Origin of the sequence: Enterococcus sp. DIV0712 (assembly GCF_050554855.1) — a bacterium.
Classification (GTDB): Bacteria; Bacillota; Bacilli; order Lactobacillales; family Enterococcaceae; genus Enterococcus; species Enterococcus faecalis.
Genome location: NZ_CP187333.1, coordinates 66,789 through 90,711, shown reverse-complemented (window position 1 = coordinate 90,711; position 23,923 = coordinate 66,789). Strand labels below are relative to the sequence as shown.

18 protein-coding genes and 1 pseudogene are annotated in these 23,923 nt (G+C 38.1%); 5 read left to right on the top strand and 14 right to left on the bottom strand.

What is annotated here, in order from left to right:
* Positions 1–185: 185 nt before the first annotated feature.
* A pseudogene (fss1, locus tag IGL42_RS00370) lies at positions 186–6,284 on the bottom strand (fibrinogen-binding MSCRAMM adhesin Fss1).
* Between the two features lie 710 nt (positions 6,285–6,994).
* Between fss1 and IGL42_RS00365 the strand changes: the two are divergent.
* Together IGL42_RS00365 and IGL42_RS00360 are read left to right on the top strand one after the other, a co-directional pair.
* On the top strand, positions 6,995–8,482 hold the full coding sequence (locus IGL42_RS00365; protein WP_002381348.1) for a helix-turn-helix domain-containing protein: 1,488 nt from the start codon (positions 6,995–6,997) through the stop codon (positions 8,480–8,482).
* Entirely contained in the window at positions 8,476–9,960 is a 1,485-nt protein-coding gene (locus IGL42_RS00360) for a helix-turn-helix domain-containing protein (protein ID WP_002359246.1), read from the top strand. The genes IGL42_RS00365 and IGL42_RS00360 overlap by 7 nt, the downstream gene beginning before the upstream one ends.
* Positions 9,961–10,115: 155 nt before the next feature.
* Here the strand turns inward: IGL42_RS00360 and IGL42_RS00355 are convergent, their stop codons facing one another.
* The 8 genes from IGL42_RS00355 to IGL42_RS00320 form a co-directional block, all read right to left on the bottom strand.
* Positions 10,116–10,295 carry a hypothetical protein gene (locus tag IGL42_RS00355; protein WP_002381345.1) on the bottom strand — a complete coding sequence of 60 codons (180 nt, stop codon included), beginning with the start codon at positions 10,293–10,295 and terminating at the stop codon, positions 10,116–10,118.
* A 20-nt stretch (positions 10,296–10,315) separates the two neighbouring features.
* Complete coding sequence (locus IGL42_RS00350; protein ID WP_002356101.1) at positions 10,316–11,551, bottom strand: MFS transporter; 1,236 nt, start codon at positions 11,549–11,551, stop codon at positions 10,316–10,318.
* A 366-nt stretch (positions 11,552–11,917) separates the two neighbouring features.
* On the bottom strand, positions 11,918–12,160 hold the full coding sequence (locus IGL42_RS00345; protein WP_002356092.1) for a GlsB/YeaQ/YmgE family stress response membrane protein: 243 nt from the start codon (positions 12,158–12,160) through the stop codon (positions 11,918–11,920).
* Between the two features lie 23 nt (positions 12,161–12,183).
* Positions 12,184–12,744 (bottom strand): Asp23/Gls24 family envelope stress response protein, encoded by a 561-nt coding sequence (locus tag IGL42_RS00340; protein ID WP_002356090.1) that lies wholly within the window; start codon positions 12,742–12,744, stop codon positions 12,184–12,186.
* Between the two features lie 58 nt (positions 12,745–12,802).
* Positions 12,803–13,315 carry an Asp23/Gls24 family envelope stress response protein gene (locus IGL42_RS00335; RefSeq protein WP_002396760.1) on the bottom strand — a complete coding sequence of 171 codons (513 nt, stop codon included), beginning with the start codon at positions 13,313–13,315 and terminating at the stop codon, positions 12,803–12,805.
* 12 nt (positions 13,316–13,327) lie between these two features.
* Positions 13,328–13,519, bottom strand: coding sequence for a DUF2273 domain-containing protein (locus tag IGL42_RS00330; protein WP_002356087.1), 192 nt, complete (start codon positions 13,517–13,519; stop codon positions 13,328–13,330).
* A 12-nt stretch (positions 13,520–13,531) separates the two neighbouring features.
* On the bottom strand, positions 13,532–14,104 hold the full coding sequence (gene amaP, locus IGL42_RS00325) for an alkaline shock response membrane anchor protein AmaP (RefSeq protein ID WP_002381343.1): 573 nt from the start codon (positions 14,102–14,104) through the stop codon (positions 13,532–13,534).
* 12 nt (positions 14,105–14,116) lie between these two features.
* Positions 14,117–15,010 carry an SDR family oxidoreductase gene (locus tag IGL42_RS00320; protein WP_002396759.1) on the bottom strand — a complete coding sequence of 298 codons (894 nt, stop codon included), beginning with the start codon at positions 15,008–15,010 and terminating at the stop codon, positions 14,117–14,119.
* Between the two features lie 273 nt (positions 15,011–15,283).
* On the opposite strand from IGL42_RS00320, the gene IGL42_RS00315 reads away from it, so the two are divergent.
* Entirely contained in the window at positions 15,284–15,937 is a 654-nt protein-coding gene (locus tag IGL42_RS00315; protein WP_002356081.1) for a Crp/Fnr family transcriptional regulator, read from the top strand.
* 42 nt (positions 15,938–15,979) lie between these two features.
* Here the strand turns inward: IGL42_RS00315 and IGL42_RS00310 are convergent, their stop codons facing one another.
* The 5 genes from IGL42_RS00310 to ruvA all read right to left on the bottom strand — a co-directional run bounded on the left by IGL42_RS00310 (position 15,980) and on the right by ruvA (position 22,442).
* Entirely contained in the window at positions 15,980–16,897 is a 918-nt protein-coding gene (locus IGL42_RS00310) for a helix-turn-helix domain-containing protein (RefSeq protein ID WP_010710962.1), read from the bottom strand.
* 543 nt (positions 16,898–17,440) lie between these two features.
* On the bottom strand, positions 17,441–19,780 hold the full coding sequence (gene ygjK / locus IGL42_RS00305) for an alpha-glucosidase (RefSeq protein WP_002401632.1): 2,340 nt from the start codon (positions 19,778–19,780) through the stop codon (positions 17,441–17,443).
* Between the two features lie 178 nt (positions 19,781–19,958).
* A complete protein-coding gene (locus IGL42_RS00300; RefSeq protein ID WP_002364575.1) occupies positions 19,959–20,657 on the bottom strand; it encodes an N-acetylmannosamine-6-phosphate 2-epimerase in 699 nt (232 codons plus the stop codon).
* Between the two features lie 141 nt (positions 20,658–20,798).
* Positions 20,799–21,815, bottom strand: a complete 1,017-nt coding sequence (ruvB, locus tag IGL42_RS00295) for a Holliday junction branch migration DNA helicase RuvB (RefSeq protein WP_002381340.1) — start codon at positions 21,813–21,815, stop codon at positions 20,799–20,801.
* A 12-nt stretch (positions 21,816–21,827) separates the two neighbouring features.
* Positions 21,828–22,442, bottom strand: coding sequence for a Holliday junction branch migration protein RuvA (gene ruvA / locus IGL42_RS00290; RefSeq protein ID WP_002361491.1), 615 nt, complete (start codon positions 22,440–22,442; stop codon positions 21,828–21,830).
* Between the two features lie 218 nt (positions 22,443–22,660).
* On the opposite strand from ruvA, the gene IGL42_RS00285 reads away from it, so the two are divergent.
* A complete protein-coding gene (locus IGL42_RS00285; protein WP_002356071.1) occupies positions 22,661–23,647 on the top strand; it encodes an LLM class flavin-dependent oxidoreductase in 987 nt (328 codons plus the stop codon).
* A 14-nt stretch (positions 23,648–23,661) separates the two neighbouring features.
* Positions 23,662–23,886 (top strand): DUF896 domain-containing protein, encoded by a 225-nt coding sequence (locus IGL42_RS00280; protein WP_002356070.1) that lies wholly within the window; start codon positions 23,662–23,664, stop codon positions 23,884–23,886.
* Positions 23,887–23,923 lie beyond the last annotated feature (37 nt).

The following is a 23,923-nucleotide window of genomic DNA, read 5'->3' as shown; positions in this document are numbered from 1 at the left end:
GGCTTAGGCACAAGCGGTTATCTCCAAGAACCCAGTAAGTTCTGTTCAAAGGCTAAACTGAGATGAAGGGTTACCTAAGAATATCAATAAGAAGGAGCTACTTTTGTTCAGTTGATTAGCTTAAGATGGAAAAAAATAGGCCATCCGTCGAAAGGACGGATGGCCTGTTTTTTTATAGTTTTTGCTTATTTCTTGCTCTTTTTATAGAAGAGCCAACTTGCCAAACCGACCAACAGGAGGCCGATAAAGACAAAGAAGTAATTGACTTGTGTGTTGGTTTTCGGTAAACCAAGCCAACCTGTCTCTCTAGCTGCTTGTTTCGTTGTTGGCTGATTTGGTTTTGTTTTTTTGGATACAGGTTGTTTCTCGTTAACAAACGTGCCCGCATCCACGAGTTCAGGTTTGTCTTTCGCTGTTGCCGCAATAGTGAATGCGACAGCTTGCTTAGACAGTTGGTAACCATCCGGTGCTTTTGTTTCCACAAAGGTATATTTTCCTGGTTGTAAGTGGTTCACTTGAACTAACCCTTGGTTGTCAGAACGTAATGAACGAGCGACAGTTTGCCCTGTCTCTGCATCTGTCACTTTAAATTCAGCACCTGCTAAGGCATTCTTTTGCTGGTCAATTTTCACCAGCTTGGCAGCACCTTGGTAATTAATAAAAGGTGCTTTAAGTACCACAGTGGCTGGTTTGCCTTGGTTGTCTTTCGCAATCGTAAAGCTTGCGCTTGGCGTTTCATTAAGAAGATAGCCAGTTGGCGCTTGTGTCTCCACAAAACGATACGTTCCCGGTGCTAAGTTTTTCGCAATGACTTTGCCTTGCTTGTCAGACATCAGATTGGTTTGTCCAGCTACAGTTTGCCCTGTTTCATCAATGATCTTAAACACCGCACCTGCCAATGCTTCACCTGTTTCGTTTTCTTTGGTTAATTGAGCAGTTCCTTGATAATTGATAAGATCGCCTAAAGCAATTGGCTGCTCTTTTCCTAATTGGGCGGTTACATCAAATGGATGTGGCGTTGTGTCTAACAGATAGCCTGTTGGTGCTTTCGTTTCCACTAAAACGTAATGCCCTTCATTCAGACCTTTAGCGTAAATTTCGCCAGTCTTGTCCGTTGTTATTTCAGAAACTTTCTCTCCTGCACGATTCAAGAATGTTATTGGTGAACCTTGTGGCTGATTCTGCTCATCGGCGTTGTAAATTGCAAAAACTGCACCCGCTAAGGTTTGACCTTGCTCATTGACTTTACGTCCCGTTACTTCCGCTTGATAATTTACAAACTCTAACTCATCTAGTGGTTGTTTATCATTTGAATTCTTCTTCACTACAAAATAAATGGGTTGTTTATTGACGATATAGCCATCCGTTGCATCCATTTCATCTAATTCATAACTACCAGCGCCTAAATCCTCCATAGCCAATGAACCATCTTTTTCAGCAGTTACTTCTCTTTCAAAGATTTTTTCCCCGTTTTCGATTCGATACAATTTAAAAATCGTTCCTGGAAGTGGGTTCGCATTGGCATCAATTTTCTTAAAGACGGCGCGTCCTTTGAAATTGGCGAAGGCCCCTAATTGGAAGATCTCCGGATCGCCTTTGAAATCACCACGAATTTCTACTTTTACTAATTCAGGATAAATAATATAATCTGCGCCATCTGGTAATTTTGGTGCTTTGATTTCTTTATAATAATAGGTACCTGGCGCCAAGTCTCTAAAGATAATTTTGCCATCTTTGCCACTCGTTGCTGTAATCCCTAATGATTGTTTATTGTGATCATATAGTTCAAAAACAGCACCTGCTAATGGTTGGTCTGCGCTATTCGTTTTCACGATTTGGAAAGCCCCTTTGTAATTCACAAAGTTGTCACTAGCAACAACGACCGCTGGTTTACCAGCATTTTTCTCAGCAATTTCAAATGGGACTGGCGTGGTATTTAATAAATAGCCTGTTGGCGCTTTGGTTTCTACAAAGCGATATTTACCTGGGGCTAAGTGCTCTGCAACAATTTCCCCTTGATTATTTGTCGTCAAGCCTGTTTGAATCGTTTGTCCCTTCGCGTCAAGTACTTTAAATGTCGCACCACTTAATAAGTGTCCATTCACATCTTTTTTGATTAATTTAGCTGCGCCTTGATAGTTAACAAAGTTAGCCGTTGCTATAACTGTTGCTGGTTTGCCCCGATCGCTTGCTGCAATCGTGAAAGCACTTGGTTCAGTGTTTAAAAGGTACCCTGCTGGCGCTTTGGTTTCCACAAATTGATATTTGCCTGGGGCTAAATCCGTCACTGTGACTTTTCCGTTTGCATCCGAAACTAAGTGTTCTCGAACCGCTTGTCCTGTGGTATCAAGGACTGAAAATTCAGCACCTGCTAATGGATTGCCTGCTTGGTCTTTTTTAATTAGTTCAGCAGAACCTTGGTAATTAAGCATTTTAACATGAACATCACGAATTTGTCCGCTCGTGTTTTGTGTCACAATGAATCGTTTGGGTGTCGTGTCTAAAAGATAGCCTGTCGGTGCTTCGATTTCTGTGAACTGATAAAGCCCTGGTTTTAAACTATCCACCTCTAACTGGCCATTCGCGTTGGTTCGATCCGGCGCAAGGGGAACTTCTTCCCAATGAGTAAACGGCGTGGTTACGGCATGCTCTAATTTAAAGCGAGCATTGACTAACTTTTTACCCTTCTCATCCATTTTTTCTAAAAATACTTTATTGACATCGTTTTTAATAATGGTTGGTTGTGCTCCTTCGGCTGAAGTTTCTTCATCAATAGTAATGACTCGGCCTTTAGCTAATTCGTCCGAAACTGTATAGCCTTCTGGTGCTTTTGTCTCCACCAAAATGTATTGCCCTTGCGGCAACCCACCAAATGTGATAACCCCAGTGGCGTCTACTGTACCTTCACGTAGGACTTGTGTTTTAGCTTGGTCCCAAATTTGGAAATGGGCGCCTGCTAAAATAGTCGTCCCATCCATGGCTGTTTTCTTCAGCTGAATTTTGCCTTTAGTCCCTGTGGCATGCCCGCCACTGTGATCAATGTCAACGACCACATCGCCATTGTCATCCCCATGAACGACTTCTGAACCATTTCCAGTAATTGACACTTGGTTGGATACCGTGTCTGTACTCCCCGCCGCTGAAGAAGTCACTAAACTACGATATTCCATATAATAAGGTGCTTCAATATGGGCCATTTTAACGACAATTTTTTGTTGTCCTGTTTCATTATCGGTGGTAACTTCCAGTGTGTAATCTTTTCCTTCTTCTAAAATAACAGATTTATCTGGCGTAATCGTTCCGTCTTCTTTTACGTTGGTACCGTAAATCACCAATGACTCGGGATCTAACACTTGGTTTGGTGAGGGTGTATCAGTAATAACCACATCGTCTAAAACCGATTGGGCGCCATTGATCATTACATGCCAGTACACATGATCTGGATCATCTTTGTGGTATTCGCCACCTTTTTTCACTGATTCGCCACCATGTTGAATGGAAACTTTTCCTGTCACATCACGTGAAGAACCTTGGTTTGTATAAGATGCGGTATTGTCATAGCTAGCCGAACCTTCGATAACTTTTTCATCAACAGACGTCTTAAATTCAATCACATACGTACGACTATCATTAGGAAAATCAACACGCCAAGTATTTTGGTTTTTCTCGCTTGGTTCTTCCATTGTGATATCCGTCAACGGTTGCGTTGGCTTCACTTTTTCAACCGAACCATCTGGTTTTGTATTGCCTTCATAGACTTTCAAGCTCCCAGCCAAATAGGTTTGATTGGCTAAAATTGGATCCGTCAAAAAGGCGTCGACTAAACGGTTATTACTTAAATTCACCGCAATCGTCCAAGTGATTTCTTTGGTGACGGCATTGTAAACACCGCTTTTTTGCGCATTTAAATCAAAAGCAGGTAAAGGTTTAAACGGTTTATTATCCTCTGAGTGATGATTGTTTCCTGCTTCATCCATCCAATCAATGGCAGCGGTATTTCGGTAATGGTCCAATGCAGGATTGTTAGCATCTAACTCGGTAACATCGAAAAAGGTAGTATAGGTTACGTAAAAGGCATCACTTGTTTTGGCATACGCCCCCATGAAACTTAACTTAAAGCCTGTTTCACCTTCTGCATTACGAGTTATTTCTACCATGTAATCTTTACCTAACGTCAACTGAGCACCAGTGGTTGTATCTTTAACAACCAACGAATTGGGTACCATGGTTAAGCCAGGAACTGGTTCGTATGTGTCCGTAATCACGGCATTTTCCATCAAATAATTATTTTGATTCACAGCTAACGTCCAACCAATCGTTGAATTTTGATAATCAACTGCACCAGTGTTTTTAATAATATTTTGTTGACTGGCTGTGCCATCACCTTCTGAATGCTGACCAGTGCCGACATCCACACGATTATTCACGGCAACATCGCCTTCGACAATTCCATCAACTTTGGTTTTATAATCAATCTTGACTGCGCCATTCACATCATGTAAAAAGTCAATTGCAAAGGAACCGTCTCCGTTGATTACCACTTTGTAATCTTTTCCTTCCACAAGTTCTGCTCCAACGACTTCATTTCCTTTGTCATCAAATGTCACTGAATATAAATGTAAAGAATCTGGTTCAAACGTTAAATTATCGCCCATTGTGTCTGTAATGACTGCTTGGTCTTTTGGAATGGTTTGTTCACCATAGTTGTAGTTAATTTCCCAAGTGAATTCTTAATTGGCTTCGTCGTAATCTATATTGCGCTTGTCTAACATTTTGCCATATGTGGCGGTAACAGTTGCTTCAGCATCTAACCCATTTGGATTATTATCACTTGTTAACGTCGCGTGATTTTTAAAAGGCACATCGCCGCCGCCATCTGGAATAACCGCCTCGTCAATCGTCGTTTGGTACTCAAGACGATACGCTTTGTTGGTGTCACCTTTAATCGTCACATTGCCATTTTTATCAACGGTATATTCATCTGGACTAAGTTCGCGACCCACTTCTTTAATTGTTCCATCAAGATTCATCACTAACTCATAGACTTTCACGGACTTAAAGGTATTCCCTGTTGGCCATGTTTCCGTCACAGTTGGATTTGTTTGATCTTTCATCGCTTGATTGATATCTACCGTCCAAGTAATCGCACTAGGATTGGGCGTTCGATCAAAATGGCCTTGTTTATCAATTTGTTGTTCGGTATCTGGGACAATTGGAATCACTACAGGCGGCAAATCTTCTTGTGTAGGAATATCAATCAACCAATCTCCTGGGCCCCGCCCATCTGAATCATTCAAATGAGTATCTAAAGAAAAGTCCCCGTGAATGTCACTTTCAGACGTGATTCGCTCATTAAAGGTAAAACGAACCGTACCATCTTCACTAATTGTGTAGGTTCCATAGACATTTCCTTCTGCATCAACTAAATCACCTGAACCTGGTTTATTAGGTTTCAAATTGCCAGGTAATTGAAACTCGAAGTAATCGCCTGCTTTCATTTGTTCTCGCACATCTTCTGGAATCGACCAGTTAAAGTTCCAATGAATGGTCACATCTTCTTTATACGGCGGTGTTGCTGGTGTGCCATCAGGATTTAAATAAATCGGATCTTCAAAATTATCGATAATCGTTGTTTCATCACCTGTAAAATAGTCACTGATATCTGTTGGTCCTGCTACGCGCGGTTTGACAGTCGTAGACTCGGTTGTTTTACTTTCTATCGCTTTTGTCGTGCTGGCGACAGTTTCTTCGGACGAACGAGGAACAGAGGAGTTTGTAGATGCTTCTTCTGTTGAACCTTCATTCGCTGATGCGGCTGGCGAACTCGTGATTGCCGTTGATTCTGTCGGATCAGTACCAGTATTTAACGTCAACGCTCGTTGCTGTTGTCCATAAGAAAACGTCACATCTTCTGTAGCTGTAGGGTTCAACGTTAAGACTAACGTATCTGCTAACGCTTGCTGATTCAATTCAATTTGAATCTGTTTCTTCTGGTCATCCACTTGAATCTTGCGCGTATTATTGGGCGCTGCCCAATGTGCAGCTTTGATTGACACATTGGCACTATAATGCACTACAACCTCTTGTGTTACTGGTTGTGCTTTTCCTTGAAGCGCTAAGGTCATTTCTTGTTGGCTGGTTTGCTTCACTTCTCCTAACGTTAACTGGCCATCGCTGTTAACATCTTCCGCCAAAGCCATGAGTGGTGTGCCATAATTTAGAACAAGTAACAAACACATCAACCCGTAGAGCCAACGGTTTACCATTGGACCATTCTTTCTCATTTCTTTCATCCTTCCTCTACTAACGACACATAGAAGAGAACGTTCACTTCGTACCAATTTTTTATTTTAAACCAAATAAGTGAGTGCTCTTCTGTTGTCTTTCTTCCTTGCTAAAACAGACAGCCAACACACCTTTTCTTTTTATCTCCTCAAAACGCACTCTTACTTCGAATGCGGATTCATTTTCTGCTTTTTCCTATAGACTCTTCTATAAGAATAAGAAGAGTATAACGAGATTTTTCAGCAAAAATTATCAACAACTTCTCCTCCAAATAGAAAAAGTTGATGAAATCCCAGAAACCCTTTTCATCTTTATGAAAACACGTCCTTATCCTTTCTTATTTTTACTATTCCTTCTTCCACTATACCGTTTTTTTTAATTTTTTTCATAAGAACTAACCAGACAAAAAAGCCTATTTGTATAAGCTATTTAAGCTAAAAAATCAATAGACTCAAATTATCATTTTTGTTATTTAAATGTTTTATATAAACTGGTTGTTTTTCTTAATAATTTTTTGCTCTATCATTTTTTGTCCATGTTTTCTTCCATTTGACACATTCAGTTCTTCTTGATTTTTAAGAATAGATACAGTAGCATAAGAACAACTAGTTCTTTCACTGGCAATTGTCAAATGTCATTTAGAAAAGAATGCCCTATCTGTATTATCTGAAAAATCAAACAATCATAACCAATTAGAAAGGTGGTTATTATGTATAACTTATTAACCAAACAGGAAATTCAGTTACTTTCCCTAATTGAATACTTGTATGACAGTAAAGAAAAAGTCCCCATGCAAGTACTTCGGCGAAAATATGAATTTTCCCATTACAATATCAACAATTTATTGAATCAATTAACTTTGTTAATTTCTCGAGTCAATACACATGAAAATGTACATATTCGCATCATTAATAATCAACAGTCCATAGAATTAGTTGCCGATGAAAATATCCCGATTGAGTTAATGAAAGAAGCTGTTGTCCGCGGGTCACTAACCTATATGTTAGCCCTGGATTTACTTTTAAAACGCTACACATCAGCCAAAGATTTTTGTGAAGAGCACTTTATTAACTTTTCTATTTTTAAACAAGTCAGTGACCGTTTAAATAATCATCTAGCTAGATTTAATTGTTATTTAAACTTAAAAAGACGAGAAAAAATTTGTGGTAACGAGAAAGATTTTCGCAGTTTCTTTTATTCCTTATTCTTCATTTCAGGAACTTCTCTAGTACCATTTCTATCTAAGACTAATCAAGCACAATTGCAGAACTTCATTGAAATCATCAAAAACCGTTACCCTTACTTTACATATACTGATTTACGCAAATTAAAATTAATTATGTCCATAGGTTTACTCCGTTATCAATCCGGTTTTACAATCACCAATTATCCAGAAGTTGCTGCTATTAATTTGGCCTTTCCTTATTCAGAATTCCAACTATTAGTGAATGATTGTTTTATTGATGAACAAAAAGAGCCTGACACTTGGCAAGCTGAGATTCATTTTTATTATGATTTCTTCAGCACATTAACGATGTACTCTCTGGTCCAAATGGAAACCATCAACTTTGCCAACTTAGCGATCATGGGAATGGATAACAGTCCACACGCTACTTGGATTTTTGAAAAATGTACGCAATTACAGTTGGATTTAAGCGCAATAGAAGTGGTCTTTTTGTTGGTTAATTTATCCAATGCCAGTGAACGACTGATTCATTTCCCTGTGGAAGAGGAATTGAGCTATGAGGTTGCTAATGTCTCTTTGTATGAAAAACAATACCCAAATGTTTCACGAACAACCAACTATTTCTTAAAGCGTTTGCCTTTTGACAAACAACATCCACTAGATGCGTTATTTAAAGAAACCATTTTTTTAATTATTCGGAGCGTTTTATTAAATAAACAAATTCCTGTTAAAATTTTACTTCATTCATCTATTAATCAGATACAAGAAAATTGGTTAGCGAAGGAAATCAATAATTATTGCGATGTTCCTTTGAAATTTGTTAATCATATTCAAGAAGTGCCTGACTTAGTCATTACTGACAAAAATAATCCGCTTTTTCACGCCAGTAAAACTTTTTATTGGCATCCCGTTCCTTATTTAGACGAATACTATAACCTAAAACAAGTAGTTCGCAAAATTTATTTTGCCAAATTACGTGGGGAAAACAGTTTGGAGGGAATCGGATGTTAACAGGATTACTTGATGTACCTTATCGTAAAAGTTTTGCTCTTTTAGAAGAGTTACTCGAACGTCGTGAAGCAGAAGAACAAACATTGGCGATTTCTACTTTAGCGACTCAATTAAAAATGCAACAAAATACCATTCTACAATCTGTAGCTTTGCTCCAAACAGAAATTGAAAAAAACGGCTGGGAGAACTTATTTTCTTTGTCGGCAAATGCCAAAGAAATCACATTTTGGTTTGCACCCTATTTCCAACTGTCGTTTTTGATGCCCTACTTTGTCAAAAAAAGTTTCGCGTATCAAGTACTGACCTATGCCTTTAACCATAATGCAATTGATAGCAAACATTTTGAAAAAGTCCTAGAAATTTCTTCATCAACCTTTACGCGAAAAATTGGACAATTAAACCAATGGCTCCAAAAATATCAGATTGAAATCAATTTAAAACGTACCAATGTGTTGGTGGGCAAAGAAAAAGATATCCGGATTTTCTTTATGATGCTTTTTTGGAACAATTACTCTGAAGGCGATTGGCCGTTGCACACGATTACTAAAAAAGAAGTCCATAGTCTCTTTCGACGTTTAAAACACTCTGTTTCTTTCAATACAACACAAGATTTTACAAAAGACTTAATTTTTTCTGCTGTGATTTTAGCGCGTTGGAAAGAGGGCTTTTTTATCAAAGAAACTTTCGTGGAGGAAGAAGCGATTGTTAATCCCTTTGTTAATCTGAGTGAATTTGAATTGTTTTTTAAAGAAGAAGCCTTACACCAAGTTCCAACAAAATTTATACAAAAAGAAGGCCTTTTTGCCTTTTTCTTATTGACGATTAGTGTCAGCTACGCCACACAAGATGTCTTGGAAATTCCAGCAGCACGGATGCATATGGTCCAGCTATTAGGCTCACCCATTAAAGAGATCATTTATCAACTAACGTCTTTTTATCAAATTAAATTGACATTTCACGAGTATCTTTATCTATATACTTCTATCCAAAATTTAAGTGTCTTTTTTAAGACCTTTGTCACGATTGCCAATCCATTTGTGCAAGAAAGCTTTTTAAAAGAAGCACTTCAAAAAAATCCAAGTCTCTACAAAGATGTGAAGCGCCTTACAATTGAAATGCTTCCGACATTGATTGGCAATGAAAAATTGTTAGTTGACTGCTTGTTTATTCTTTTTTGTACATTGAAAACGAAATCTTTACCACCGATTCGTGTCTTAGTAAGGACCAATCAAAGTAATTTAATTTTAGATACCCTTTATGAAAAGCTAAGTAAAGCCGTGGATAAAAAATTAATTTTTGTCGCTTCACCAGAAAAGCCTTTCGATGTAATTATTACAGATATCTTTTCAGAAGTTAGTGTCAAATCAACGGTTCCCACTTATTATGTTGATTTTTCTGCTAGCATTGGTGAACTAGCGCAAAGCTTAGAAAATTTAAATACACAAATTGTCACCAAACAAAGTCCACGCCACTTTTAAAAGTTTTCACGTGAAACATTTTAAGTGATAAAAATTACAAAAAACGCCAAAAGGTAGCAGAAAAACTGCTACCTTTTGGCGTTTTTTACGAAAACTTTCAATGTTCCACTCTAGTGATACCGAAACGTAGAACATTCATTTACTAACTACTCACTTTACATGACGTTGTTATTTTCTGTCACCAATTCTAGCTCTTGCAAGTAATGATCCAAAGTCGCGTGATGTTGATCGACATCGGCTAACTCTGTTTCAATTTTAGCTAAACGCGTGTTCATGCGTTGAATTTCCGTTAGTGTTTGTTGTAAAACGTTTAAAATCCGTTCATCGTTAGGCATTGAAATCACTCCTTGTCCATTTATAGTTCTGAGCCGTGTTCAATCTCTTCAATCGTTTCAAGAGACAAATCTTTGGCATCATTTTTAGCTTTGTGGAAGACCATATATAAAATAGTACAAACGATTGGGATACAGCCTGCTAAGAAGTACATTTGTTGGAATGACATAAAGTTACGTAATTCACCTAAAACGTACGGACCAACCCCTAATCCAAGGTCTAAACCGATGAAATAAGTCGATAAAGCAATCCCGATACGGTGAGGACTTGGGCTTTCTTGAAGACAAACCGCTTGGCCATTTGACATGAAGGTACCATAACCTAAGCCAATTAACCCACCTGAGACTAATAACATCCAACCAGACGTAGTCATACTTAATAAGAATAAGCCTAGTGTTAAGAAAATGTAGCTCGGATACATGACGTAGCGTTCACCCTTGACATCGAAAATCCGACCTGTCGATGGACGTGTTAAGGTAATCACGACCGCATAGACGATAAAGAAGAAGGTGCTGACGTCAACTAAATCGATTACTTTGACATAAGAAGATAAGAAAGATAAGACACTTGAATAAGCAAGACCCATTAAAAAGGCGATAAATGTAATAAATAAAACTTTCTTTTCAACAAAACTATCAAAATTCCATTTAGATAAAGCTTCACGATGTTCAGGTGTTAACTCAATATTTTTCACTGGGAAAATGAAGCAAGCAATGGTTGTTAACAAAATTAAAATAATTGAAAAGTTAATAATGACATGGAAGTTGGAAACATTTAACAATAACATCCCAATAAATGGCCCAATGCCGGCTGCTAAACTAGTACTCAAACCATAATAATTGATCCCTTCCCCTTTTTTGTTTTTAGGGATATAGGCGGTAACAATTGCGTTGGTCGCTGTCGAAACGGTTCCGTAACCAAACCCATTTAAAAAACGGACCAGATAAAGAATGCCCATACTTGGCATATACATATACGCAACAGTCGTTAAAAGATAAAACAAAGCCCCATAACGTAAGACTTGTTTGCGCCCAATCAGTTCAAGGAGTTTCCCCATGAAAAGTCGTGCAAGCAATGTCCCGATGATGTAAATTCCTGAGGCCAAACCCGCTTGACCTAAAGTAGCGTGTAAGCTATCTTGCGCAATCACCGCAATAATAACCATTAATAAATAATAAACAAGATAGACAATGAAATTAATCACTGTAATACTGATAAAGCCTTTATTCAAAAGCTTTGTTGGTGTTTGTTCTGTCATAATTCTTTGAATTCCTCTCTCTTTTGTTCTGTTTATTTTGTGTTGCTATTTTTCAATAAAAGACCGCTATCCCCTCACTTTGATGACTTATCAAAAAATTTTCTGAAATTCATTTGCAGTTATTACTATACGAGATATCCGTTACAAAAAAATGTAAATTTGTGAATGATAAACGTTATCTACAAATAACTTCAACAAATGTTGTTGATTTTTGTTGAAAAGCCAAAATGACTAATGATTTTAATTAAAATAAGCTCTTGGCTAATTGCTCAAAATTTACTTTTCATACGAAACTTCCTCATACATAGAAAAAGAAAAATAGGGCATAAGTCGAAACGACTTATGCCCTATTTTTTTAAACTTTCTCTATTTTCGTCCTAAAATCCATGAAACGATGGCAACTAAAATCACTGCCCCGATAATCGATGGCACAATAGCCATCCCAGCTAAGCTTGGTCCCCATGTGCCTAAAATGGCTTGACCAATTGTTGAACCAACTAACCCTGCAATGATATTGGCAATAATGCCCATCGATGATCCTTTTTTAGTAATTGCTCCAGCGATTGCCCCAATGACACCACCGACAATTAATGCCCAAATAAAGCCCATGATTGTTTCCTCCCTTTAACCGTTTATTCTACACGTGGTTCCATATTTTCTTTGACTTGTTCTGTTCCTTTATTCACAGCTTTTTTTGCTTTTTCTGTTTGTTCAGAAGCAAATTCACCGGTACTTTTGGCAGCGCCTGTGACTTTATCTTGAACCGTTTCGCTATCTTCTTCGTATTCTTCTTTTGATTTGATATCAACTACGTTAACATTCACTTCAATCACATCTAAGTGGGTCATTTTTTTCACTTCACGGCTGATTAATTCTTTCATTTTTTCGTAAATGTCTTGAATATCTTTGCCGTATTCTACCACGATATCCATATCAACAGCGACTTGTTTTTTACCAACTTCGGTATCAATACCCGCTGTGACGTTATCTGTGTTTACTAATTTTTCAGCAATATTTGAGAAAAAGCCGCCATCGACTGTTAATAGACCATCGACATTTTCTAAGGCTAAACCGATAATTTTTTGAACGACTTTATCTTCAAATGTTAATTCACCTTTGATTGCATGATCTTCTGGTGTGTGTGGTCCGTTTCCTGCTGGTTTTGGTACATTATTGAATTTTTCGTTACTCATGGTTCATTCCTCCTAGTTTCTTCTATTATTGCTTTATTTTTAATAAAATAATAACCCATTATTGAACACGAGGTACCGTGTTTTCTTTGACTTTTGTCTTGCCTTTAGTTACCGCATGTTTGGCTTTGTTGGTTTGTTTTGACATAAAACTACCTGTCGCTTCAGCGGCGTTGCCAAGTTTATCTTGGACCGTTTCACTTTCTTCTTGGTACTCTGCTTGTGTTTTGATATCTACTACGTTGACATTGACTTCGATTACTTCCAAGTGAGTCATTTGTTGGACTTCGCGAGTAATAACCTCTTTCATTTGATCATAAATGGTCTCGATATCTTTCCCGTATTCGGCTACAATGTCCATATCCACTGCGACTTGTTTTTTGCCGACCTCGGTGTGAATGCCTGTTGTAACATCTTCACTGTTAATCATTTTATCTCGTAAATTCGAGAAAAAACCGCCGTCCACAGTTAACAAACCGTCGACTTCTTCCAAAGCAATGCCAATAATTTTTTGGATTACTTTATCCTCAAACGTCAACTCACCTTTAACAATCGATACATTTGCATTTTCCATAGCCAAAACCTCCTATTTATGATGAAAATAATTTTTGACAATGCCTGTCTGTTCCAAATACAAACCTAGCCAAATACCTAGTCCTGTCAGGAGTACTACTAACAATGTTTTAAAGAAGCCGATTGACAGAAACAAGATTGCAAAAACCAAGCCGACTAGGCCACCAATTAACGGAACGGCATATTGTTTTATCCATTCAACCATTGTACATCCCTCCTACTCCACACGTGCTTGTGTTTGCTGTTGTTGTGGTCGTTTCATTGATTGAATATCTTCAAAATGAACATCAATCGTAATCTTGTGACCAGTTCCCACCAAACGAGCAAGCCGTTCTTCCATTGTTTTTGACCAAGCTTCTGTTTGTCCAATTAAATCTGCCGTTCGTTTCAGTGTGCCTTTAACATTGACCTTAATGCGTCGTTTTGTCGCCTTTACACGAATGGTTGGTGCTTCCAGAAAGTCACTGTCTTGCAAGCTAGAGCGTACAAATCCTTCGATTGCTTTACGGTGTAACACTAACTTTCCTTGCTCTTCTTTTAATTCAAACGTGCCTTTTCTTCTTGGGAATAAAAGAATGAATAAAAATAGAAAGAGCATAATTCCTAGTAAAACCAGCGCTACCCAAAAGATTGCTTGACGTGCGTACTCGTTGTCTTGCAAGAACCATTGGACATTATCTGGTGGTTGCCAAGCTGTATCGGCTGACCAAGTGGTGATGGCCACCGCGCCAAATAATGCCATTAAAATCAGTGAACCTAGAAGCAAAAGTATTTTAACAACTTTATTCACGGAACATCCCTCCTAAAGATTAATTGCTTCTCCACCAGTTACGCCATAAACTTGAGCCGTAACATAACTTGCATCATTGGACGCCAAGAAAACATAAACAGGGGCTAATTCAGCAGGCTGACCCGCACGTTCCAGTAAAGAATGTTGCCCAAATTCTGGCAACTCTTCAATTGGTTGTCCATGATCTAACTGTAACGGTGTCCAGATTGGTCCTGGAGCCACGCCATTTACCCGAATGCCTTTTGGTGCCAGTTGTTTTGCTAAACCAACGGTAAAGTTGGCAATTGATGCCTTCGTTGCTGCATAATCCAACAAATGCTCACTGGGATTAAAGGCTTGGACGGAAGTCGTTGTCACAATGCTACTTCCGGTAGGCAAGTGAGGCACTGCTGCTTTGACAATGCCAAACATCGCAATAATATTGACATGGAAAGTGTCTATCACTTGTTCCATTGGCAATTCTTCAATAGCAACACAGGAAATTTGTTGGGCTGCATTTAAAACAAGGGTATCCAAGCCGCCTAATGCTTCATGAGCTTGTGCAACCAATTCTTCAGGTGCCTGTTTATCTCTTAAATCTGCTGGCAAAAGAACGACTTTTCGGCCAGCTTCTCGTATATAGTGCGCCACTTCTTCGGCGTCTTTTTCTTCACCTGGGAAAAAATGTAAGGCGATATCTGCGCCTTCGCGAGCAAAAGCAATCGCCGCCGCTCGTCCAATCCCAGAATCACCGCCTGTAATTAATACCCGACGATTTTCTAATTTGTGATTTCCGACATAGCTGTCTTCCCCACAATCTGGTTTAGGGACCATTTTGTCCTGTAATGCGGGAGTTTCTTGATCTTGTTGCGGAAATCCATCACTATAAAATAACTTTCTTGGGTCTTTTAAGTTTGGTTCTGTCATTAAATCTCCTCCCTTTCTACTATTACCTTAATACAATTTTTTCTTTTTGAAAAATATTTGAGCACATAAAATAAAAAAAATATTTTTAATACTCATTAAGCGAAATTTTTGGCAAAATTATCTAAAAGCTGATTTTATTTTTCAAAATAGCGTTTAATTGACCTTTTTTATCAACATTTGTTATTGACATATGATGTCCAATTCGCTTAAATAAGAAAGAAGCCCAACAGGCAAAAACAAAAATATTTAGAGATAATTGAGGAGTTACCGCCAATGAGAAATGTTTTACAAGACTACTTAGATGAACATTCCTTTCGAGTCGTTGTAAAAAAGAAGAAAAATTATTTAACTTATGAAGGACTGCAAGATCGTTATGCCTATATTTTAAAAAGTGGCATCATCAAAACTAGCGTTATTTCCAAAGACGGTCGTGAATTTAATTTACGTTATATCAACAATTTGGAAATTGTTTCATTGCTACGTGATGAATATTCAGAATTTATTGATGCACCTTTTAATATTCGCATCGAATCTCCACAAGCAGAACTTTACCAAATCGACCGTGTTCAATTTTGGCGGGATATCAATAATAGTAAAGACTTGCAAATGTATGTCAAAGAATACTATCGGGACCGTTTAATGCATTCCATGAAAAAGATGCAGCAAATGTTGATGAATGGCAAATTTGGGGCCGTTTGTACACAAATCTATGAAATGTACGATTCATTTGGCGTAGAAACAGAGGAAGGTATTTTAATTGATTTCGTGGTGACCAATGAAGAAATTGCGCATTTTTGTGGGATAACTTCTGCTAGTAGCGTTAACCGGATGATGCAGCAACTAAAAGAGTTAGGGGCAATTGAACTACGTAACCGCAAAATTTTGATTAAAGATTTAGATATGATTAGAGATAACATTATTGTTTAACATCAGCACCCCCCGCAAGTTTGACCTTGCGGGGGGTGCTTTTTATTTTTCAGTGACAATATTCACAGGAAATTGTCCATAATCTAAATTAAATGTCCGACCAGCCGTCAGCTGAAGCATTTCTTTTTTCATGCCTTCCGCCAAACGTGCATCCCCAAAACTTTCAATCATATCAATAACGGTGATTACTTCTTTATAATATCTCATTTTGCCAGTGTACAGATAATACGTAAGATTTTTTAAATAACGTAAGTTAAAATGAATATAGTAGATTTCGGCAGGAATCGTGGTAACACTCATCAACGCTAAATACTCCCGGGCTTTCGCATAATTTTTCTTATAAAGTTCCCCAGTAATGATATTTAGGTAAAAACCATAGGCAACATTTAGTGTTTGGGTATCACGTAATTCAGCATCTTTGACGGGAAACATCTGCTCAAGAATTTGAAGGACTTCGTTTTCAGAAAATAACGCCCCTGTATTAGTCACCATTTGATAATCGTAATATGTATAGTAGCTTTTGCTAGAGATAAGTGCGAGAATTGCTATTCGATCAGTTTCATCAAATTCTGGAATTTCCTCCCAATCATTACTGAAAGTTAGCTTAATATCTGTATAAATAGACATCTCTACTGCGTTTTTGTGGGGATTGCGCTCTAATTGATAAAAGTAATGAATCAGGTTCTTTTTTTCACTTGTATTGTTCAACCCCATTTGACAACATTCAATTTGATGCATAATTTTAGATGAAGCCGTACTTCTTGTTTCAGAGACCATATGAAAAAATTCATTAAAGGTAATCCCAAGTGACTGTAATGCTGTCATTAAATCCTCGTAACTTAGCTTGGCTTCACCAATTTCGATTCTTCGATAGGTTTGTTTCCCTTTTTTTGGTAAAACATCTTTCTGAGCAATTTTTTTCTTTTTTCTAAAATACTTTAATGCCTCTAACACATCCATAATATGCTCCTTTCTATTAATAAGTTAATATTAAGTATTATTTTTTTATTAACTAAAATATGCTATTTTCTAAAAAATTATTTCTACGAACTTTAATATTATCAAATAGTCGAATAATATATTTGTTTGAATTATTTTTTCGCACATTATAATTGTTAGACGTCAACAAATTAAAAAAAACTTTTCTAATTCGTTCTTGAAGAAACTAAGATATCTGTCTTATAATGAAATTCAATATAACTTAGAGTAGGAGGTGTCGCAATGTTTGGTTTCAATATTAGTTTATTTCTTATTACTCGGTTCCGTTAAACCCACTCTTCATTAACCATTGTACAATCAATTCCATTTAATATCTATTTCATTTTTATTAAATAACATTTTTAATAAAAGTACATACAGTTTATTTTCAGATATTTTATTTAATTATTTGAAATATATTTATTTAAACAAATAAATTACATTTAATTGAATCAGAGGGAAACAGATTGTAGCAAGTGAAGAAAAAAACAGCTCTTGAGAGATATTTTCTCAAGAGCTGTTTTTCTATTTTATCTCAAAAGCGGTTTGCGTTGTGGGGTTATTACTTAATAAGGTGTTTTTATACAGTAAATAGTACGCTGCCGCTGACCAACTAAAGTTTTTCGTACTTAGGCCCTTCCCTGTCAGTGGATCATAATTTTCATGAATAGGGCCTTCTCCCATCAATCCTTCAGCATGTAAGAAGAGTTTTTGTGTCATTTCTTTTGCTTCTTTTGTATAGTCATAGTTTTGAAGAGCTTCTACGCCAAACAAGGCTTGATCAAGCCAAACTGGTCCCCGCCAATATTTCGTTGCAGCAAATTTTTCATTGTCTTTGGATGCTGTTGGGAATGGCATAAAGGTATTGAACATTTCTTGATTCATCATGTTTTTCTTAACTGCCGCCGCCTGTTCTTTGGTCGCTACTTTTGCCCAGAGCGGCAACCAGCCTTCTGTTCCTTTGCCACGATTGACTAACAATTTTGTTTTCGAGCCGTCTTCATTTATTTGTAAGTCATAGAAGAAGCCCGTTTTTTCATCAAACATATTTTCTTGAATATATTTTTTTAGTTTCTTCGCTTCTTTTTGATAGTTCTTATAGTCCTCTTTTTTGCCTAGTTCTTCTGCTATCGAAGCTAAATAGCCCTTTTCAGCGTAGAGATACGCATTCAAATCCACTGATTCTTGATTAATCGAATACCCCACTACTTTTCCTTTATTTTTGTTTTCAAAAACTTTAACTCCAACGTCGCCTTTGCCCACACCTTCTTTGTCAAACCGTGTAGCGTTATCCATGCCACTTTCCCACGCGGCTGCTTCAATAACAGCATCATCGTCCACTTTAGGTTGGCCATTTTTATCTTTAATGATTTGATCCTTGTCGTCTTTTTGCCAGTGAGCATCACTGACCATGCTTCCATATTCTGCTATCCCATTTTTATTGTGGTCTCTGTTGGTATACCACCAATTATGATAAGCCACAAGTTTGGGATACATTTCTTTTAAAAATTCCTTATCTTTGGTTTCTTGATAAATATGCCAAACTGCCCATGCAGCCAATGGTGGTTTAGAATTTCGTTCATTCCAGTTGCCACCTTCACCACCACGCGCACTGTCTTGATTGTAAAAGACAGCATCAATGATCGCTCCTGCATCTTGTGGACGTACGGTATCATCTTTTTGAATTTGATAATCAAACAAGGCCCGCATATTATTTTTAGCTAACTCAGGATTAAAATCAGCCGTTGCTACATCCGCTTTCCACGAATCCCAAGCCCACATACCAATAAACCATTTATAAGACATGGACGGAACAATCCCGTCATGCTTAAAGGCACCTGCCGCACTTCGCCAATTGGTATTAATCGTTTCAATCGATTTGACTAGCGCATTTTGATATTCAGGAAATTCTGCTGTTTTCTTTTGATCAAACGTTTTATCTAGATATCCTTGCCATCTTTGCTTGTTCTCTTTGAAATAGCGCGCCGCATTTTTGGTATATTCGGGTGCTTGTTGTTGTTCCTTTGCCTCTTCTTCTTTTGTAAAAGTATAGCTTTCTGTCGTATAGGTGTTGTACGTTTGTTTAGGCTTCAATTCAATTGGTTCAGCGGTTGCTGTATAATTCCGATTATCAATTTTTGTTGAAACTTTATCCGCATGATGAATCGTATATTTTGTGTCTTTCGTAGCAAAATAATTCCACGTTTCTCTGACTTCACCAAAATTCACTTGAATGTCATTGTCTTTAGCAGTTAAACGAGTTCCAATATCTAAGGTTTCCGTTCCCTCTTGAATTTTATCAAAGACCGCACCTGTCCAGCTTGCTTCAAGTGACAAGGGCTCTTCACCAGTGTTTTCAAGTGTCGTTTGGATAAGCGCCGTTCGATTGCTGACAAAAATTAAAGCTAAATGAATCGTTAGATCGTCTAATTCATAGATTTGCTCTAGGCGCCCAGGATAATAAGACAGGTCCATGCGATTGCTTTGGCTTAAATCATAGGTTTCTCCCGTTTTTTTATTTTTGACCGTTAATTTGTTTAAACTTGCCGCCAAGTTTACTGGATATTCTTCCGCAATAATCAATGGCCCCGCAAAACCACCCAGTAGCTCTTTATTGCTTTTTTCAGGTAAATAGTAGCCATGCCATGCACCTAAATCAGAAAAATTATTAAAATAATTGGTATCGTATACGCCATTCGTCCGTTCGGTTGGTGATGCACTCACATCTAAAACATTTGCAAATTCATCAACTTTTGTTCTTTCAACACTTGCTTGCACTTCCCCGCTTAACGCAAAACAGCTGACTACGGTGATTCCTAACGCTAACCAAGTAGACACCCGTTTCTTTTTTGATAAACCCTTCATAAAACCCCTCCTATAAAAATGATAGCGCTTTATACACTGATTTATTATCAGCAAGGACTATGCCAAACGGAGTGTATCCCTTTTTATTATTGAAAGATTCAACTTTCTCTAGAAAAAAAGCGACCGTATCGAAGTGTATTGATCAAAAAATAACGAGTGTATCGATAGTGTATTTAGTTTATGCTTGATTCTGTTTTATTTTCGTAGCTTCCACAAATTTTTCAGTAATTTTTTGCGGTCGTGTAATAACAGATCCCACCACCACGCTATAAGCACCTAGCTCCAGAACACGTTGGACTTTTGCTGGCGTATCAATCATTCCTTCTGCAATAATTGGTGTAGTAAAATGCTTCTTTGCTTCTCTTAACAGTTCAAAATCATTTTGTTCAATCCGCTGATTTTCACTTTGCGGCGTATAGCCGACTAACGTTGTGCCAATATAATCAAAACCTAACTCCGCCGCTTCAATCATCTCTTCCAGTGTGGAACAATCCGCCATCCATTCTTGGTTAGGATACTTTTCTTTTATTCTTTTGAAAAATGTGGCTAACGTTTCGCCATTTGGTCGTTTTGAATGGGTTGCATCGAGAGCGATAATTTCTGGCTGAACAGCCATTAATTCATCTATCTCACGCATAGTTGCGGTAATATATACTTCTGCGTCAGGATAATCTCGTTTAATAATCCCAATGATTGGTAAATCAACCTCTTTCCGGATTGCTCGAATGTCTACCACAGAATTTGCTCGAATACCTTTAGCCCCTCCTTGTTTAGCGGCCAAAGCCATCTTGGACATGATAAAAGAACTATGCAACGGTTCGTCTGCCAACGCTTGGCAAGAAACAATTAATGCCCCTTTGATTTCTTTATTCAACATTGATCCCTCCAATTTAAAAGCGATTACAAACACAGTATAACTACAACAGCTGAAATATGCCACTCTTCTAAATAAGAACAAACGTTTCACGTGAAACAAAAGAAAGCAAGCGGTTAAGGCTTGCTTTCTTTTGACTTATTTTTAATTTTTACGACCCTCTAAATAATCATACCCAAAATGTGCATACGCAAATGGCGTTGCAATTCGTCCTCGCGGTGTTCGTTTAATGAAACCTTTTTGAATAAGATAGGGTTCATACATATCTTCCACCGTTTCGGTTTCTTCACCGATGTTTACAGACAAGGTACTTAAACCAACCGGACCGCCACCGTATAAATCAATCATTGTTTTCAACAATTTTTGATCGACATAATCCAAGCCTTGATGGTCCACTTGCAGTAAGGTTAACGCTTTGTCTGCAATCGCTCGGTCGATTTTGCCATCTGATTGGACTTGGGCAAAATCACGGACACGTTTTAACAAACGATTAGCAATTCGGGGGGTTCCTCTTGAGCGGCGCGCAATTTCAAAGGCACCTTCCTCAAAAATCTCCGTTTGAAAAATATCCGCGGAACGAAGAACGATTTCTTTTAAATCCTGCTCTTGATAATACTCCATGTGAGAAATAATCCCAAAACGATCTCGTAATGGCGCTGAAAGCATCCCTGCCCGTGTGGTAGCGCCCACTAAAGTAAAAGGCGGTAATGGAAAATGAACGGGATGTGCCGTGGTTCCTTGACCGACCATGATATCAATGTAAAAATCTTCCATTGCGGAATACAGCATTTCTTCCACAACTCGCGGCAAACGATGAATTTCATCGATAAATAACACATCACCAGGCTCTAATTCGTTCAAAATAGCGACTAAATCTCCCGCCCGTTCGATGGCTGGTCCACTTGTGGTACGAATGTTCACATTCATTTCATTGGCGATGACCATCGCCATTGTCGTTTTCCCTAAACCTGGCGGACCATAAAGAAGGGTATGATCCAACGCTTCATTCCGATTTTTCGCCGCTTCAATATAAATCGTTAGTTCTTGTTTTACTTTGTCTTGACCAATATATTGTGCTAAAAATTGTGGACGTAACGATTTTTCAATTGAAGCTTCTGCTTCTTGACTTGCAGCTGAAAGCAACCGTTCTTCTTCTGTCATCGTTATTCCTCCTTAGCGTTTCATCATGAATTTTAACGCATTGCTCAAATAAACATCTGTCGTTGTCTCACCTAACGCTTCCAATTGCTTAGTGATACGCTTAATCTCTCGGTCACTGTAGCCTAGGGCACTTAATGCTTCTAACGCTTCTGCCAATGCTTGATTGCTTGTTGTCACTACTTCGGTTGCGGTCATGGCCGCCACCGCTGCTTCGGAAGACTCTAATTCGCCTAGTTTTCCTTTTAAATCTAAAATCATTTGTTGGGCTGTTTTCTTGCCAACACCTGGGAACTTCGTTAAATATGTAACATCTTCCCCTTCAATTGCATTGATTAAACCACCATGATCAGCCACAGAAGCCATGATAGCTAAGCCACTTTTAGGTCCAATTCCAGAGACACTGATTAATTTTAAGAACAATTGTTTTTCTTCTAAACTGCCAAAACCAAATAATAGCTGTGCATCTTCCCGCACGACTTGGTGAAGATATAGTTTAATATCCGTATCCATTTTTCCTGAATAGCGATACGGGTTATCGACTGAAATCTGATAGCCAATGCCATTTGTTTCAACGACAATATAGTATGGGCTAACAAACGTTACTTTTCCAATAATATATTCGTACATGTTGTCACCTTTCCAATTGCTGATTGCGTACATATGTTCCATTTTAACACAAAGCATCAAAAAGCCATAGCGGAGAATTTTTTATCATCGATCTTGGCTACATCTATTTGTTACTTTTCGCTCACTAGGGAATTAAAAAGTGCGTACTGTTTTTTTTGACATGCTTGCGTGATAATAGCGGTAGCTTCAAAAAAATAACCAAAAAGGAGACTACATACATGAAATTAAGTATCTTAGATCAATTAACGGTTCCTAAAAATCAATCAGCAAGCGACACATTACAAGAAGCCAAAGAGCTCGCTCAATTAGCGGAAAAACTTGGCTACACAAGAATTTGGTATGCCGAACATCACGGTTCAGACGCCTTTGCCAGTGCAACGCCAGAAATTTTAGTTGCACATATTGCTAGCGCCACCGAAAAAATTCGTGTTGGCGCGGGTGGCATCATGACCATGCATTATGCGCCATTTAAAGTCGCAGAAACGTTTAAAACATTAGCAGCTTTATATCCTGATCGAATCGATTTAGGCATGGGCCGCTCGCCTGGCGGCAGCCCTTTAACTACGTTGGCGTTAAATAATGGTCAGCCACCACAGCTAGACCAATTTGATAAATTACCTGAAATTTTACTCTTTTTAAGAGAGGAATTTCCTGAAGATCATTTATATTCTAAAATTTCAGCTGTTCCGCGGGAAGTTCTATTACCACAACCCTGGTTACTAGGTGCTAGTAAAGAAAGCGCACGTTCAGCTGGTGAATATGGCATTAATTTTTCCTTTGCGCAGTTTATTCATGGACATTTGCCCAAAGAAGTATTGTCAGCATATTACAAGCATTTCCGACCAGTAACTGAACAACAAGAGCCTCAAGTGAGCGCTGCGTATTTCACTTTCGCCGCCGACACGAAAGAAGAAGCAGAATACCATGCGGCTAGTTTCGAGCATTATATCTTTGCCACCGAACACGGGCTTCCTAATAAATTTTTATCGCCAGAAGAAGCCCTAGCTTTCCCTTACAGTGAAATGGACAAACTGGTTTTAGAACAAAATAAACAACGCTTTGTCATTGGTAGTAGCCAAGAAGTTGCGGAGTTTTTCCACCAACAAGAAGAACTAGGGTTGACAGAAGCGATGCTAATCACCCCAGGTTATGACAAACAAACGCGCTTTCAATCGTTTGAACGCCTAGCAAAAGAATTATTATAGAAAGGAAATGAGAAATGTTAGAGGTTTTAAAAAGAATTAATACGCTTGCACAAAAAGAGCGTGAACAAGGTTTAACATCTGAAGAACAAGCTCTTCGTGTCGATTTGCGACAAGAATATTTGCGGACCATTCGTGAACAATTCAATAAAACATTAATGGGCGTCACTATTTATGATCCTACTGGTGAAGATGTAACCCCAGAAAAATTAAAAGAAGAACAGCAGAAATATTTTGATTAAAAGAGACACAGAACAGTCGATTTGACTATTCTGTGTC

Coding starts and splice junctions, on each gene's coding strand:
- IGL42_RS00285 (WP_002356071.1), top strand. CDS start 22,661: ATGAAATTAAGTATCTTAGATCAATTAACGGTTCCTAAAAATCAATCA.
- IGL42_RS00345 (WP_002356092.1), bottom strand. CDS start 12,160: ATGGGCTTTATTTGGGCATTAATTGTCGGTGGTGTCATTGGGGCAATC.
- IGL42_RS00300 (WP_002364575.1), bottom strand. CDS start 20,657: ATGTTGAATAAAGAAATCAAAGGGGCATTAATTGTTTCTTGCCAAGCG.
- IGL42_RS00350 (WP_002356101.1), bottom strand. CDS start 11,551: ATGACAGAACAAACACCAACAAAGCTTTTGAATAAAGGCTTTATCAGT.
- ruvA (WP_002361491.1), bottom strand. CDS start 22,442: ATGTACGAATATATTATTGGAAAAGTAACGTTTGTTAGCCCATACTAT.
- IGL42_RS00355 (WP_002381345.1), bottom strand. CDS start 10,295: ATGCCTAACGATGAACGGATTTTAAACGTTTTACAACAAACACTAACG.
- IGL42_RS00335 (WP_002396760.1), bottom strand. CDS start 13,315: ATGGAAAATGCAAATGTATCGATTGTTAAAGGTGAGTTGACGTTTGAG.
- IGL42_RS00310 (WP_010710962.1), bottom strand. CDS start 16,897: ATGGATGTGTTAGAGGCATTAAAGTATTTTAGAAAAAAGAAAAAAATT.
- IGL42_RS00340 (WP_002356090.1), bottom strand. CDS start 12,744: ATGAGTAACGAAAAATTCAATAATGTACCAAAACCAGCAGGAAACGGA.
- IGL42_RS00365 (WP_002381348.1), top strand. CDS start 6,995: ATGTATAACTTATTAACCAAACAGGAAATTCAGTTACTTTCCCTAATT.
- IGL42_RS00330 (WP_002356087.1), bottom strand. CDS start 13,519: ATGGTTGAATGGATAAAACAATATGCCGTTCCGTTAATTGGTGGCCTA.
- IGL42_RS00315 (WP_002356081.1), top strand. CDS start 15,284: ATGAGAAATGTTTTACAAGACTACTTAGATGAACATTCCTTTCGAGTC.
- ygjK (WP_002401632.1), bottom strand. CDS start 19,780: ATGAAGGGTTTATCAAAAAAGAAACGGGTGTCTACTTGGTTAGCGTTA.
- IGL42_RS00320 (WP_002396759.1), bottom strand. CDS start 15,010: ATGACAGAACCAAACTTAAAAGACCCAAGAAAGTTATTTTATAGTGAT.
- ruvB (WP_002381340.1), bottom strand. CDS start 21,815: ATGACAGAAGAAGAACGGTTGCTTTCAGCTGCAAGTCAAGAAGCAGAA.
- IGL42_RS00280 (WP_002356070.1), top strand. CDS start 23,662: ATGTTAGAGGTTTTAAAAAGAATTAATACGCTTGCACAAAAAGAGCGT.
- IGL42_RS00360 (WP_002359246.1), top strand. CDS start 8,476: ATGTTAACAGGATTACTTGATGTACCTTATCGTAAAAGTTTTGCTCTT.